This is a genomic window from Microbispora hainanensis (assembly GCF_036186745.1).
GTDB lineage: Bacteria > Actinomycetota > Actinomycetes > Streptosporangiales > Streptosporangiaceae > Microbispora.
This window is the reverse complement of record NZ_CP108086.1, coordinates 7,427,869-7,443,011: the sequence shown is the minus strand read 5'-3', so window position 1 is coordinate 7,443,011 and position 15,143 is coordinate 7,427,869. Positions and strand designations below refer to the sequence as shown.

General features: G+C 71.5%; 11 protein-coding genes. 10 read left to right on the top strand and 1 reads right to left on the bottom strand.

Features of this window, described 5'->3' with window-relative positions; all coding sequences use genetic code 11:
* The first annotated feature begins 16 nt into the window (after positions 1-16).
* From OHB01_RS33970 to OHB01_RS33940, 7 genes are all read left to right on the top strand, one after another.
* The gene (locus tag OHB01_RS33970; protein WP_328854519.1) at positions 17-1,132 is read left to right on the top strand and encodes a glycosyltransferase; all 1,116 of its coding nucleotides are present in this window, start codon (positions 17-19) and stop codon (positions 1,130-1,132) included.
* A complete protein-coding gene (locus tag OHB01_RS33965) occupies positions 1,129-2,397 on the top strand; it encodes a hypothetical protein (RefSeq protein ID WP_142647392.1) in 1,269 nt (422 codons plus the stop codon). The genes OHB01_RS33970 and OHB01_RS33965 overlap by 4 nt, the downstream gene beginning before the upstream one ends.
* Before the next feature lie 8 nt (positions 2,398-2,405).
* Entirely contained in the window at positions 2,406-3,545 is a 1,140-nt protein-coding gene (locus OHB01_RS33960; RefSeq protein ID WP_147942499.1) for a glycosyltransferase, read from the top strand.
* Positions 3,542-4,894, top strand: a complete 1,353-nt coding sequence (locus OHB01_RS33955) for a lipopolysaccharide biosynthesis protein (protein WP_328854518.1) — start codon at positions 3,542-3,544, stop codon at positions 4,892-4,894. Before OHB01_RS33960 ends, OHB01_RS33955 begins: the two co-directional genes overlap by 4 nt.
* 48 nt (positions 4,895-4,942) lie before the next feature.
* Complete coding sequence (locus OHB01_RS33950; protein ID WP_142647389.1) at positions 4,943-6,118, top strand: glycosyltransferase family 4 protein; 1,176 nt, start codon at positions 4,943-4,945, stop codon at positions 6,116-6,118.
* Positions 6,119-6,420: 302 nt separating this feature from the next.
* The gene (locus tag OHB01_RS33945; protein WP_142647388.1) at positions 6,421-7,215 is read left to right on the top strand and encodes a class I SAM-dependent methyltransferase; all 795 of its coding nucleotides are present in this window, start codon (positions 6,421-6,423) and stop codon (positions 7,213-7,215) included.
* Positions 7,216-7,403: 188 nt separating this feature from the next.
* On the top strand, positions 7,404-8,660 hold the full coding sequence (locus tag OHB01_RS33940) for a nucleotide sugar dehydrogenase (protein ID WP_328854517.1): 1,257 nt from the start codon (positions 7,404-7,406) through the stop codon (positions 8,658-8,660).
* 87 nt (positions 8,661-8,747) lie between these two features.
* On the opposite strand, the gene OHB01_RS33935 is transcribed toward OHB01_RS33940, so the two are convergent.
* Positions 8,748-9,560 (bottom strand): peptidoglycan recognition family protein, encoded by an 813-nt coding sequence (locus OHB01_RS33935; protein ID WP_328854516.1) that lies wholly within the window; start codon positions 9,558-9,560, stop codon positions 8,748-8,750.
* Positions 9,561-10,018: 458 nt separating this feature from the next.
* Between OHB01_RS33935 and OHB01_RS33930 the strand changes: the two genes are divergently transcribed.
* From OHB01_RS33930 to OHB01_RS33920, 3 genes are all read left to right on the top strand, one after another.
* Complete coding sequence (locus OHB01_RS33930; RefSeq protein WP_142647386.1) at positions 10,019-11,389, top strand: MFS transporter; 1,371 nt, start codon at positions 10,019-10,021, stop codon at positions 11,387-11,389.
* 246 nt (positions 11,390-11,635) lie between these two features.
* Positions 11,636-13,732: a molybdopterin oxidoreductase family protein gene (locus OHB01_RS33925; RefSeq protein ID WP_328855878.1), complete on the top strand. Its 2,097-nt coding sequence runs from the start codon at positions 11,636-11,638 to the stop codon at positions 13,730-13,732.
* Positions 13,729-15,138 carry an FAD-dependent oxidoreductase gene (locus tag OHB01_RS33920; protein WP_142647384.1) on the top strand — a complete coding sequence of 470 codons (1,410 nt, stop codon included), beginning with the start codon at positions 13,729-13,731 and terminating at the stop codon, positions 15,136-15,138. Before OHB01_RS33925 ends, OHB01_RS33920 begins: the two co-directional genes overlap by 4 nt.
* Positions 15,139-15,143 lie beyond the last annotated feature (5 nt).

Below are 15,143 nucleotides of genomic sequence, written 5' to 3'. Positions count from 1 at the left end.
CAGGGAGCCAAGCGCGATGCGCGGTGTCAATGTCTGTGAAGTAATAAAAACGCTCGATGTCGGGGGAGCCGAGGTGCTCCTCGTCGAGCGCCTGCTGGCCGCCTCGCGCCGGCAGGCGGGCCGTCCGGCCAATCGGTACACCGTGGTGTGCCTGAGCGCTTCCACCGAGGAACTGACCGGTAGGCTCCGCGCGGCGGGGATCGATGTCGTCGACCTGTCGTCCTGCCTTCGGCTGCTGCGTCCGGCGCGCCTCGTGCGGGAAGTCAGGCGCCTGCGTCCGGATGTGGTCAACCTGCACTCCCCACTGCCCGCGGCGCTGCTGCGCCCGGCGTCCCGGCTGTGGCACCCGCGGCCGATCCTGGTCTCGACCGTCCACAACGTGCGATACCGAACGGTGACGATGGCGCTGGACCGGGCGACCGCCTGGCTGGACAGCCGTACGGTGGCGGTCTCGCCCCAGGTGGCGCGTGCGCGGACCGGCAGGCGCGGGCGCGGTCTGTCCACCTGCGTCCACGGTGTCCGGGTGGCGGGGCAGCGCCAGTGGGCCGAGCGGGCCGCGGCCACGAGGCGCGAGTGGTCGGTTCCGGACGATGCCCTTCTCATAGTGAACGTCGCCAACTTCCACCCGCAGAAGAACCACCGGCTGCTCGTCGAGGCCGCTGCCAAGGTCGTCGCGGCCGAGCCGCGGGCGCTGTTCCTCCTCGCCGGGTCCGGGCCGCTGCGCGACGCGACGGCCGAGCATGTGTCCCGTCTCGGGCTGGACCGGGTGCGCGTCGTCGGGCACGTGCCGGAGGCGGGCAGGCTGATCGCCGCTGCCGACCTCCTGGTGCTCAGTTCCTCTTACGAGGGCCTGCCGGTCGTCGTCATGGAGGCGCTGGCGGCGGGGGTGCCGGTGGTGTCGACCGCCGTCGGCGGCGTGTCCGACCTGATCGAGACCGGAAAGAACGGCGTGCTCACCGTGCCCGGCAGCGCGGACGCTCTGGCCGGGGGCATCCTTCAGGCGTTGCGGCCGGACATGCGGGCCCGGCTGCGGGCGGGCGCCAGGGAGAGCGCGGGGCAGGTGGACATCGCCCGCGCGGCCGAGTGGTTCGACAAGCTCTACGGTGAGGTCTGCACGGGGACCAACGGGTGACCGCGGTGGAGTACATCATCGTCATCGCCGCCGCGGTGCTGCTCGTCGTGATGGTGCATACCGGTCTGGCGGCGCCGGTGGCGCGGCGTGCGCTGCCCGTGCTGCTCGCGGCCTTCGCCGTCCGGCTGGTCGTGCACGTCCTGGTCATCCGGTCCGACGGCCTTGATTACGGCGGCGACAACCTCGGCTACGAGCTGCGCGCCCTCGAGATCGTCGAGCTGTGGAGACGCGAGGGCCTCCATTTCGTCGGCCCCGGCGAGCTCGGCTCGGTCCAGTCCGTGGCCGTGCCGTGCAACATCTTCGCGTTCGTGATGTACCTGTGCGGCGGACGGGCACCGCTCGCCTGCACCGCCGTCGTGGCGCTGCTCGCCTGCCTGCTGTGCGTCGTCGTCTACCGGTTCGCGCGCCTCGTGGGCGCCGACGAGCGGGCGGCGTTCCGGCTGCTCGTCATCACGGCGTTCCTGCCGGGGTTCCTGCTGCACACCTCCGACATGTTCAAGGACGGCTTCAACGCATTCCTCGTGGTGGCCTGCCTCGGGATCGCCGCCTCGAACCTGCAGCGTTTCGCGGTGCGCAAGGTGCTGACCCTCGGGCCGCTGCTGTGGGCCCTGTGGAATGTGCGCCCCTACATGGTGTTCATGTGCATGCTGCCGCTGCTGGTCGGCGTCTCCCGGATCAGGCGGGCGCTGTCCCCCCGGAGCCTGGTCGTCGTCGCCGTTCTGATGCTGCCGCTCCTCGTCGTGCTTCAGGGCGTCGACCAGGGGGGACCGTTCGCCGTCGTGCAGGACCAGCTCGACCGCGGGCAGTCGGAGCACGTACGGCTGGCGAACGCGGAGGGCGGGTCCGGCGTCGTCTTCGACGACGGTGGGAACGCCTGGAATGCCCTGGGGCCGAAGCTCCTCTACACGCTGTTGTCCCCGTTCCCGTGGATGGGCGGAAGCGTGGCCCTGCAACTCGGAAAGGTGGACACACTCCTGTGGTACTGGCTGCTCTACCATGCCTTCCTGGGCGCGCGCAGGCTGTGGCGGTACGACCGGAGATTGCTGCTGATCCTCCTGCTTTTCGTCGTCCCCGGCTCCATCGCGTACGCCACGACCATGGCCAACGTCGGCCTCATCTTCCGGCAGCGCATACCGATCGTCATGGTCACGAGCCTGCTCTCGGCCATCTCCTGGTCCAGGACCGGGCCGTACGGCCGCTCCGCCGCGGACCCGCCCGCGCCACGCGCCGCGGGCCCCGCTGACCCACTCGTACGCCGAAGCTGAGGTCGTCGATGGCATCTAGAGATGAAGGCAAGATCCGCCGGGTCGCGCTCCTCATCGGGCATCTGGGTCTCGGCGGCGCGCAACGGCAGTTGTGCCTCCTGGCCGAACGGCTGCGGGACAGAGGCATCGAGGTGCACGTCCTCGTCCTCTCCCGGGGCGGCCCGCACGAGGAGGACCTGCGCGCCACCGGCATCGACGTCCACCACCTCGGCTTCTCCCGCGGCTCCCGCGGTCCGGCGCTGCTGGTCAGGAACCTCGTGGCGTTCGCACGGATGGTCGCGCTGCTGAAAGAGCTGCGGCCGCAGGTGCTGCACGGCTTCCTGTGGGAGTGCTACCTCCTGGGGACCCCCGCCGCCCGGCTGGCACAGGTCCCGGTGATCGTCACCGCCCGGCGCACGCAGGGCTACCTGCGACCGAAGAAACCGTGGACCTCCGCCGCCGAGCGCATGGTGAACGCGATGAGCGACCACGTCGTCGCCAACTCGGCGGCCATCGCCGACGGCACCCGTGCCGTCGAGGGCGTGCCGGCTCACAAGGTGAGCGTGATATACAACGGGCTGCCGCCCTCGGCGTTCCACCTGGCCGAGCCCGAGCCCGTCGACACAGCGCTGCCCGTGGTGGTGTGCGTGGCTCGTCTCAGCGAGAACAAGGGGCAGCGGTTCCTCATCGAGGCGGCCGCCCTGCTCGCCCGGCGCAACCGGCCCTGCACCTTCCTGCTCGTCGGCGACGGCCCCGAGCGCGAACGACTGCGGGCGCAGGCGGACGCCGCGGGTGTGGACGTGCGCTTCCTCGGCTTCCGTCAGGACACCGACGGCTTGCTGGCCCGCGCCGACGTGGTGGTGCTCCCGTCGACGGCGGAGGGCCTGAGCAACGCCGTCATGGAGGCCATGGCGGCGGGCCGGCCGGTCGTCGCCACCGCCGTGGGGGGCACGCCGGAGCTGCTCGAGGACCGTGGCGTCCTCGTGGCCCCCTCGTCGCCGCAGGCTCTGGCCGACGCGATCGGCCGCCTTCTCGATGATCCCGTGCTCGCCGCCTCGGTCGGTGCGGCGGCCCGGGCCTGGGCATGGCAGAACCTCGACGTGGAGACCGTCACGGACGCGCACCTCGACCTGTACCAACGGCTGCTGGCGGCACGATGCGCGAGGTGACGCGGGCCGCGGACGTGGGCAGGCCGCCTCCCACGGCCGGTGGGGCGGACGTGAACGCGGATGTGAAGAACCTCCTGCGGACGATGGCGAGCCAGGCGGTCCCGCTGGCCTTGGCCGCGGTGGCGGGCGTGTTCCTCGCCCGCTGCCTGCAGCCCGAGGGGCGGGGCGTCTACGCGACCGTCACCACGACCGCGGGGATCGCGACCGTGCTGGGCCACCTGTCGGTCGGGAGGTCGCAGATAGCGCTGTGGCCACTCCTGGAGCGTCGCCGGCCCCTGGCGGGCAACGCCGCGATCCTCGGCCTGGCGCTGGGCCTGACGTCCGCAGCGGCCACGCTCGGCGTGGTCACCGTGCTGTCCCTGGCTCCCAGTCCGGCCCTCATGGTCATGGCGCTGCTCGCTGTGCCGTTCGCGGTCGCCGTGGTCAACCTCAAGGGGATCGCGCTCCTGGAGGGCCGCGTCGGCCTCGCCAACAGGTCCGTCGTGACTGCCGCCGTGGTGCAGTACGTCCCGATACTGGTCATGGCCGTGACCGGGACCGTCACCCTGACCGCCGTGGTCGTGTGCTGGACCGTCTCCACCATCCTGCCCTTCGCGTTGTTCGTACGGCCACTCGGCCTCCCCACACCCGGCGATGCGGCGCTCGCCCGCAGGCAACTCGCGCTGTCCGGCCGCTATCACCTCGGGACGATGGCGCTTCACCTGCTGCTGACCGTCGACGTGCTGCTCCTGGGCGCTCTCGTGACTCCGGCGGAGGTCGGCCTGTACACGGTCGCCACCTCGTTGCTGTCGCTGTCCCGGGTGCCCACCGACGCGCTGGCCCAGATCACGCTGTCGCGCCAGGCGGTCAGGGACGAGGCGGACGCGCGGCACGTGACGGCACGGACGATCCGCCTCACCCTGCTGCTCTCCTGCGCCGCGGTCGGCGCGCTGGCGTGCGCCTCGCCACTGCTGGTCCCGCTCGTGTACGGCCCGGCCTTCGCGGCGAGCGTCACACCGCTGCTCGCCCTCGCGCCCGGCGCTGTCGCCTGGTCGCTGCTGCGGCCCCTGGAGCAGTACCTGGTGCGGCTGGGGCGTCCGATGAGGATGACCGCCATCGCCGCTGGCGCCCTCGCGTCGAACCTCGCCCTGAACGCCGTGCTGATCCCGCTGTGGGGGGCTCGCGGGGCCGCGTTCGCCTCCACCCTGAGCTACGGCGCGATGGTGGCGGTCGAGGTCGGCTGGTTCGCCCGGGCGGCCGGCCTCGGCGCCGCGGACCTGCTACCCCGGTTCGGGGACGCGCGCCGGGTGGTCTCGGCCCTGCGTGGCAGGCGGTGTGGGAACGCGTCGGCGGCCACCTCCCGCTCCTGAACGGCGGGGCGGAGGCACTTCGCATGAACCGATCGAGAAGAGGTCCACGTGCGTATTCTGCACATCGGATATCGGCTGCCTCCCGAGCCGGGAGGCAAGGAACGCCACATCGAGTGCCTCGTCAGGGAGGAGCTCGCCCTCGGACACGAGGTGCTGGTCGCCAGGCGGCTTGGCGACGTCCCCGCGGGCGCGCTGGAGGTGCCCCTGCCGCGGACCCTGACGGCTCGCGTGGTCGCGCGCAGGTCCGACCCCCTTGCCTTCGCCCTGGAGTGCGCCCGCGCGCTGCCGCGTCTCGGCCGGGTCGACGTCGTCAACCTGCACGGCGACCATCGGGAGGCGCTCGCGGTCGGCCCGGCCGCCGCACGGCTGGGCATCCCCCTGGTGCTCACCGCGCACGGTGCTCTGACGACGCGCCACAGGATGGTCATGCGATGGGCCTTCCGCCGCGTCGGCGGGTTCGTCGCCCTGGGCACGCGCCCGGCCGCCGACCTGCGTCGGGCCGGAGTCCCGGCGCGGGCGATCCGTACGCTGTCGAGCGGCCTGGACCTTCCGCTGCTGGACGCGATTCGCTCCCGGACCGCGGTGGAACCCGGCCTGATAGTCAGCGTGGGCTCTCTCCTGCCCGTGAAGAACCACGCCCTGACGATCGCGGCGTTCCGGCGGCTCAGCGCCATCCGGCCGGGGCTGCGCCTGGTCATCGCCGGCGAAGGGCCGGAACGGGACCGGCTCGAAAGGCTCGCCCAGGCCGGGCCGGGAGTGGAGCTCGCGGGCCACCTGCCCCGTGACGAGGTCGCCTCGCTGGTGAGCAGGGCACAGGTCTTCGTTCTGGCCTCGCGCAGGCTGCCCGCCATCGGAGAGGGTGTGCCCACGGCCGCTCTCGAGGCCCTCGCGCTCGGCACTCCCGCGCTCCTGTCTTCCGAGGCCACACTCGACCCGGTGGTCACGGACCATGGCGCCTATCGTGTCTTCCGCAGCGGTTCGGTGGACGACCTGACCGCCCACCTGCGGGTGATCCTGGACGATGACGCCGTACGGGCCGGGATGGCCGAGCGCGGGCGGCGGGCGACCGCGCACCTCGGTTGGCCGGACGTGGCCGCCCGAATCGTCGGCTGGTACGAGGAGGTCGGCCGCCGGGCCGGCCTGCCGTCCGGGCGCCGGAGTGTCGCACGTGCCGACGGGGACGGCGGCGGCGTACGCGCGGTGGAAGCCGGTGCACGCCGGTGAGGCCGCCGGGCCGGTGGGTCGCGCGGTGGGTCGCGCGGTGAGACGGGCGGTGAGACGGGTGCTGAGACGGGCGGGCAGTCGTTCGATGCGCCCCGGGATCGACGTGGTGGTACACGAAGCAGCCTGAACGGAGCGCCCGCGGGCTGCCGCTCTCATTCCGGCACCCGCCTTGATCGCGTGAACTGCGCGCCTGCGTGCAATTCACGGGACGCCGCACTAGGTTCGTGTGCCATCAAGTCCGTCGCGGGGAGACGGGGAAAGACTCCGACCGGAGCACTTGGTGAAGAAATTGGGGGGCCTGAATGCCGGTAAGAATCACCTCCGACGACTGGACATCCGAGCGGGTAAAAGCATTCTGGGATCACTGTTATCGGCAGAACAATCGGGCGCTGACCTTCTCTGAACGAGTGGGCAGGGGAGTCGCGCGTTACCTCCGGGTCAACGGCCTGCTGCAGGGAGAGGTGCTCGACTACGGATGCGGGCCCGGTGCGCTCGCCGCGCAGCTGATCCGAGCGGGCTGCCAGTGCTGGGGATGTGACTGGTCCGAGGCCTCGGTCGAGGCGGCGAACAGGCTGCTCTCGGGCAGGAGAGGCTGGCATGGGGCGAGCCTCGCCGGAGACTCCCGCTCTGCTTACTTCAATCGCAAATTCGACCTCGTCACCTGCCTGGAGACGGTCGAGCATATTCCCGAGCACGAGGAAGAAGATTTCTTCGCCAATCTGCGGGACGCCGTGAAAGTAGGTGGGTCAATATTCTTGACCACCCCCAACGAGGAAGACCTGACTCTCGATCACAAGAACGTCTACTGCCCGTTCTGTGATTCTGTCTACCACCAGCGGCAGCACGTCCGATCGTTCGACAAGAACACTCTCGCGACGACGATCGAACGTCATGGATTTGTCGTCCGCTGGGTGACCGCACTGGATTTCAACTCGTATCAGGTGCCGGCCTGGCCGGGCATAGGAGACGTGAACCTGCGCTATCTCGCACGAGTCGCGGCTCGCATGCCCTTCAGCCCGATCACCGCTGTCCACCGCCGGTCACGCGGTAAGTTGCCGCACCTGTGCGCGGTCGCGACCAGGGTGCCGGCACTCTGACGACCGTGCAGTCGCCGGTACGCGGCGCGGGCGAGTCCGCGACGACCAATGTGGTGTGCCGGGCGAGGTCGATGACATTCGCGGTGGGGCCGAGCGGAGCAACCTCGACCTCACCGCCGCATCCAGGTGCTCGTGGACGTCACGGCTGAGGACGGCACATCGTGAAAGACAAGGGACGGGGGTCCTTGATGGAGAAACTGGTTGTGGTCGGGCAGGGTTACGTGGGCCTGCCACTGGCCATGCGGGCGGTACACGCCGGATTCGACGTGGTGGGCGTCGAGGTGGACGAGTGGCGGGTCAAGCGTCTCAACGCCGCCCAGTCGTACGTCGAGGACATCGGCGACGACGCGCTCGCGGCGGCGCATGCGACGGGTCGTTACCGGGCCAGCGCGGACTACGCGGATGCCGAGGGCTTCGACATGTGCGTGATCACTGTGCCGACGCCGTTGACCGACGGCGTGCCCGATTTGAGCCACATCGCGGCGGCCGGCCGGTCGCTCGCCCCTTATCTGCGGCCGGGCGCGACCGTGGTGCTGGAGTCGACCACCTATCCGGGGACGACGGAGGAGTACCTGCGCCCGATTCTGGAGGAGGGATCGGGCCTGCGCGCCCCCGGCGACTTCCACCTCGGCTACAGCCCCGAGCGGATCGATCCCGGCAACACGCAGTGGCGGCTGGAGAACACGCCGAAGGTCGTCTCCGGTCTCGACGCCGCCGCCCTCGCAAGGGTCCGCGCCTTCTACGAGGCCGTCGTCGAGCGGGTCGTCCCCGTGTCCTCGCCACAGGTGGCCGAGCTGTGCAAGCTTCTGGAGAACACCTTCAGGCACGTGAACATCGCCCTGGTCAACGAGCTTTCCATCTTCGCCAGGCAGCTCGGGATCGACGTATGGGAGGCCATCGACGCCGCCTCGACCAAGCCGTTCGGCTACATGAGCTTCACCCCCGGGCCGGGCGTGGGCGGGCACTGCCTGCCGATCGACCCGTCATACCTGTCCTGGAAGGTCAAGCGCAGCCTGGGGCACAACTTCCGGTTCGTGGAGTTGGCCAACGACGTCAACGACCACATGCCCGCGCACGTCGCCGACCGGCTGGTGCTGGCGCTGAACGACCGGCGTAAGGCCCTGAACGGCAGCCGGGTGCTCCTGCTCGGCCTGTCGTACAAGAAGAACACGGGCGACTGCCGGGAGTCCCCGGCGATCGAGGTGGCCAGGCACCTGCGCAAGCTGGGCGCGGACGTGCGCGCGGCCGATCCGCACGTCGACCTCGCCCTCGTGCCCGAGGGGGTGGCGATCGCCGAGGCGTCGCCGCGGGAGATCGCGGCGGCGGACGCGGTCGTGGTCCTCACCGACCACGACTGTTTCGACTACGAACTCGTCCAGCGCGAGAGCGCCTTCGTGTTCGACACGCGCAACCGCTGCCGGGGGCCGAACGTCGAGCGCCTCTGACCCGGCCGTACGGCACGGGCGGCTCCCCTCCGAAGGGGAGCCGCCCGTGCCGTTTCCGTGGGGCCTTGTCAGTAGGCCAGGTCGTGGTCAGTAGGCCAGGTCGTGCGGGCCCAGGGCGGGACCGTGCTCCAGCGGCAGGTCGCCGACGAGCACGGCGTCCAGCGCCTGATCGCCGGGCAGCGCGAGCCGCGGAGGCGGGGGCCCGTCCCGCCCCCCGCGCTCGCCCAGGCGGCGCGCGACGTCGTCCCGCAGCCGGGGCAGGTACGCGTAGAGGCGGTCGCCCGGGCAGGCGGTCCGGTTGAGGTCGCGGTGGCCGATGATGGCCTCGTGCGGGTCGAGCTCGTAGACGTCGCACAGCCAGGCCAGCAGCGCGGTGAGCGCGGACAGCTGGCGGGCCGGGGGCAGGGTGGAGGTGTAGGTTCCCTCGGTCTCGATGCCCAGCGTGTGGTCGTTGTGGTCGGCCGCCTGCGCGCCCATCACGTGCTTGCCGGCCTCGACGGCAGGCAGCGAGCGGTTGCGGCCCTCCATGATGTATCCGCCCCGGCTGACGGTGAACTGCTCGCCGATGTCCTCCCAGCCGTTGTGCTTCATGTGGTAGCGCTGGATGGTCCGGGACAGCCGGAAGGCCGCGTCGAGGTCGGTCGCGTCCGTGTTCGCCGTCGCCGTGTGGTGGACGACGAGACGGTCGGGCGCGCGGTCGAGCACCTCGGCCTTGCTCCTGGGCGGATCGGCCTTCCAGTCCGACCGGGTGTAGACGCGCGGCGGACGCGGGCCGCCCCCGGCCCAGACCGGCTTCGCCGCCGCGACGAGCCCGCTCTGCGCGGTCAGCATCGCCGCCGGCAGGCACGCCGACCAAAGGAGCCCCGTCGAAAGAAACGCGCGGCGCGAGACCGCAGACATCCGTCCTCCCCGAGTGCGCGGGGCCCTCGGGGGGCCCTCGTACGGCGGGAGGCGGCATCGATATCCCCTTTCCCCGCCGCGGATATTCCTGCGAGCGAAAACCGGTCACATGTCAACCGAAATGTCCGTGCCATGCCGCGGCGGAAAACGCCGCAGTCCGGTCACGGAATGGCACGACCGCGATCGCGGAAATATCCCGAAATGCCCTGCGCGCGGGTCGCGGGCGTGCTGACCATGCGTGATGGCGGCGAGTGGGACGGAGGTCACATGGACGTAACGCGGTCCTATCGGGAGAGGAGTCCGTGTTAACCGGATGTTGCGTCCGTTATGCGTGTGGATTGCATGTTTCGCGGGTGCGACACATGTAACGGCCGCACGGTCACCCATGGTCAAAGTGCGTAACGCGCTCTTCCTAGTTTCGGTTACCGGCCCCAGGCGACAAGGACGCAGGAGGAGCGATGACGGCGACGCAGGCGGCGCGCACGGCCCCGGAGGAAAATCGGAAGGGCCGCTGGATCGGTGACTGGCGACCGGACGATCCGGTGTTCTGGGAGAGCACCGGCAAGAAGGTGGCCCGGCGGAACCTGGTGTTCTCGATCCTGGCCGAGCACCTGGGCTTCACACTGTGGACCGTCTGGAGCATCGTCGCGGTCAAGCTCGGCGCCTACAAGTTCTCCACCGACCAGCTCTTCTGGATCGTCTCGCTGCCCAACCTGGTCGGCTCCACGCTGCGCATCCCCTACACCTTCGCGCCCGCGCGGTTCGGCGGCCGCAACTGGACGGTGGTCAGCGCGCTGCTGCTGCTGGTGCCCGCCGTCCTGCTCGCGGTGGCGGTGAACGACCCGGGCACGCCCTACTGGGCCTTCCTGGTGATCGCGGCGACGGCCGGGCTCGGCGGCGGCAACTTCGCCTCCAGCATGGCCAACATCACCTACTTCTACCCGCAGAGCCGGCAGGGCGCCGCACTCGGCCTGAACGCCGCCGGCGGCAACGTCGGCGTCAGCTCCGTGCAGCTGCTGATGCCGCTGGTCATCGCCGGGTTCGGGCTGGCCGCGGCCGGGTTGTTCTGGGTGCCGTTCATCCTCGCCGCGGCCGTCGGCGCGTACTTCTGCATGGACAACCTCACCTCGGCCAAGGCCGAGCCGAGGGAGATGGTCAAGGCGGCCGGCCGGGCGCAGACCTGGATCATGTCGGTCCTCTACATCGGTACGTTCGGCTCGTTCATCGGCTACTCGACCGCGTTCCCGCTGCTCATCAAGTCGCAGTTCCCCGAGCACACCGCGCTCACCTCGCTGGCGTTCCTCGGCCCGCTGGTCGGGTCGCTCATCCGGCCGGTCGGCGGCTGGCTGTCGGACCGCCTCGGCGGCGCCGCGGTGACGTTCTGGAACTTCGCCGCGATGGCCGTCTCGGTCCTGCTCGTCTGGCAGGCCATGTCCGTGCACAGCTTCCCGCTGTTCTTCGCGGCCTTCATGCTGCTGATCGGCACGGCCGGGGTCGGCAACGGCTCCACCTACCGGATGATCCCGGCGATCTTCCGGGCGAAGGCGGTGGCAGGCGTCGAGCCCGGCACCCCCGCGTACGAGGAGGCGCTGGCGACCGGCAAGCGCGACGCCTCGGCGGCCATCGGGTTCATCTCCGCGATCGGCGCGTACGGCGGGTTCTTCATCAACCGCGGGTTCGGCAGCTCCATCTCCGCGACCGGCGGTGCGGGGGCCGCGCTCGCGGCCTTCGCCGCCTTCTACATCCTCTGCTTCGGGCTGACCTGGTTCTGCTACATGCGCACTCTCGGCGCGAAGACGGCGCCGAGCCTCGCGGCGGCCCGGGTCTGAGCCCGGCCACACGCACCCACTCGCGGGCGCCGGTCACGGCGCCCGCCTTTTCCGGACCGACGCCTCACAAGCGGCGACAGCACAAGTGAGCTTTCGAGACGACGGGGTCTCTCACACGCCGCGCTCGCCGGAGTTAGCGCGGTTGGCGCCTTGTAGCACAGCGGTAACAGAAGGGACCCAGCGGTGAAACCGCCTGTCAGCACCATCGGATCCATGCCGATCTCACTGCACGCTCCCGGACCTGTGATGTCACAGGCCACCGCGGGCACGACCGTGGGCTCGGCCACCCACTGCCCCTACTGCGCCCTCCAGTGCGGCATGTACGTCGCGAAAGGAGAGATCACCCCGCGAGAGGACATCCCGGCCAACGCCGGCGGCCTGTGCCAGAAGGGCTGGACGGCGGCCGAACTGCTGACCTCGCCCGAACGGCTCACCACCCCGCTGATGCACGGCAGCCCGGTGAGCTGGGACGAGGCGCTCGACTACGTCGCCGAGCGGATCGAGGCCATCAGGGCCGCGCACGGGCCGGACGCCGTGGCGGTGTTCGGCGGCGGCGGGCTGACCAACGAGAAGGCCTACCAGCTCGGCAAGTTCGCCAGGGTCGCGCTGCGGACCAGCCAGATCGACTACAACGGCAGGTTCTGCATGTCGTCGGCGGCCAGCGCGGTCAACCGGGCCTTCGGCATGGACCGGGGACTGCCGTTCCCGATCACCGACATCGCCCGCGCCGGCGCCGTGCTGTTCGCCGGGGGCAACGTCGCCGAGACCATGCCTCCCTTCGTACGCCACCTGAGCGCCATGCGGTCCGGCGGCGGCAGGCTCGTCGTCGTCGACCCGCGCGTCACCCAGACCGCCAAGATGGCCGACCTGCACCTGCAGGTCACCCCCGGCACCGACCTCGCGCTCGCGCTCGGCCTGCTGCACATCGCGATCGCCGACGGGTACGCCGACCTGGACTACCTGGCCGCCCGCACGACCGGCTTCGAGGAGGTGCGCACCTCCGTGTCGGCCTGGTGGCCCGAGCGGGTGGAGCGCGTCACCGGCGTCCCGGTCGCGCGGATGCGCGAGGCCGTACGGATCCTCGGCGAGGCCGAGCGCGCGATGGTGCTGACCGGCCGGGGCGCCGAGCAGCACGCCAAGGGCACCGACACCGTCACCGCGTTCGTCAACCTGGCGCTCACACTCGGGCTGCCCGGCCGTGAGGGCTCCGGCTACGGCTGCGTGACCGGCCAGGGCAACGGCCAGGGCGGCAGGGAGCACGGCCAGAAGGCCGACCAGCTCCCCGGCTACCGCAAGATCGACGACCCGGCGGCGCGGGCGCACGTCGCCGCCGTGTGGGGGATCGACCCCGACGACCTGCCCGGTCCCGGCCGGTCGGCGTACGAGCTGTTCGACGCGCTCGGCACACCGGAGGGCCCGAAGGCGCTGCTGCTGTTCGGCTCCAACCCCGTCGTCTCCGCGCCGCGCGCCGGGCACGTCGCCGGGCGGCTGGGCGCGCTCGACCTGCTCGTGGTCTCCGACTTCGTGCTGTCGGAGACGGCGGCCATGGCCCACGTCGTGCTGCCCACGACCCAGTGGGCCGAGGAGGCGGGCACGATGACCAACCTGGAGGGCCGGGTGCTGCTGCGCCGCCAGGCCGCCGCGCCCCCTCCGGGCGCCCGCAGCGACCTGGAGATCCTGCGGGGCCTCGCCGAGCGGCTCGGCTGCGGCGAGAAGTTCCCCGCCGACCCGCGCACGGTCTTCGACGAGCTGCGCCGGGCCTCCGCCGGAGGCGTCGCCGACTACTCCGGCATCACCTACGAGCGCATCGCGGCCGAGACCGGCGTGTTCTGGCCCTGCCCCGGCACGGGGGACGACAGCGCCGGCCCGCACCCCGGAACCCCGCGGCCCTTCCTCGACCGCTTCGCGACCCCCGACGGCCGGGCCCGCCTGGTGCCGGTGGAGCACCGCCCGCCCGCCGAGGACGTGGACGAGGAGTTCCCGCTCTACCTCACGTCGGGCCGGGTGCTCGCCCACTATCAGTCGGGGGCGCAGACACGCCGCATCCGCCCGCTGACGCAGGCGTCGCCCGAGGTGTTCGTGGAGCTGCACCCGGACCTCGCCGAGCGGCTGGGAGTCGCCCCCGGCGACCGCGTCCGGGTGCGCAGCCGCCGAGGCGCCGCCGAGGGCGTGGCCCGGGTGAACACCTCGATCCGGCCGGACACGTTGTTCATGCCGTTCCACTGGGAGGGCGTCAACCTGCTCACCAACCCGGCGCTCGACCCGATGTCGCGCATGCCGGAGTTCAAGGTCTGCGCCGCCGCCATCGAGCGGTGCGCCGAAGACGGGGAGCGTGTCGCGTGAGGCTCGTCGTGGTGGGGAACGGGATGGCGGGCTCGCGCCTGGTGAGCGAGGTCCGCGCCCGGGACAAGAACGTGAAGATCACGGTGTTCGGCGCCGAGGCGTGGCAGCCGTACAACCGGGTGCTGCTGTCGAACGTGGTGGCCGGCACGTCGAGCCCGGACCAGGTCCGGCTGCTCGACTCCCGCTGGTACGCCGACCACGGCGTGACCGCCCGCCTCGGCGTCCCGGTCACCGCCATCGACCGGGACTGTCAGACGGTGATCGCCGCCGACGGGACGCGCGAGCCGTACGACGTGCTCGTGCTCGCCACCGGCAGCGAGCCGATCGTGCCGCCGATCCCCGGCGTGGAGCGGGCGACGGCATTCCGCACGCTGGACGACTGCGAGCGGATCAGGGAGGCCGCCGAGAGCGCCCGCAGCGCGGTCGTGGTCGGCGGCGGGCTGCTCGGCATCGAGGCCGCGCGGGGCCTGGCGGGGCGGGGCGTCCCGGTGACGCTGCTGCACCTCGCCGGTCACCTGATGGAGCGCCAGCTCGACGAGGAGGCCGGGCTGATCCTGCGCGAGACGCTCGGCGCGCTCGGCGTCGCCATCCGCACGGGCGTCACCGTGAGCGCGATCCGCGAGCGGCACGTCGGACTGGCCGGCGGCGAGCTGATCGACGCCGACCTGGTCGTGCTGGCCTGCGGGGTGCGCCCGGTCGTCGGGCTCGCCCGCGACGCGGGGCTTGAGGTCGAGCGCGGCGTCGTCGTGGACGACGAGCTGCGCACCGACGACCCGTCGATCTTCGCGATCGGGGAGTGCGCCCAGCACGCGGGCCTCGTCTACGGGCTGGTCGCCCCCGGGTGGGAGCAGGCGTCGGTCGTGGCCGACCTCGTGACCGGCGCCGACAAGGGCGCACGCTACCGGGGCTCGCGGCTGGTCACCCGGCTCAAGGCCAGGAGCGTGGAGCTCGCGGCGATGGGGGAGACCCAGCTGACGGAGGACGAGGCGGAGATCGTCCGCTTCTCCCACCGGCACAAGGGCACCTACCGCAAGCTCGTCATCCGCGACGGCCGGCTGGTCGGCGCGATCCTGCTGGGCGAGACCTCCGCGGTGGGCACCCTGACCCAGCTCTTCGACCGGGGAGGCCCCCTGCCCGGCGACCGCACCGGGCTGCTGTTCCCCGACCTCGCGGGCATGGGCGGCGCGGCGGTGGCCGACAGCCCCACCCGGATGCCCGACTCCGCGCGGGTCTGCCAGTGCAACAACGTGACGAAGGGCCAGATCAGAGCGTGCTGGGAGTCCGGCGCGCGGAACGTGGAGGCCGTGGCCGCCGCGACGAGGGCCACCACCGGCTGCGGCAGTTGCCGCGACGCGGTCGAGGGCATCGTCGGCTGGCTGTGTGAGCAGGAAGGTGTGAGCGCATGAAGGAC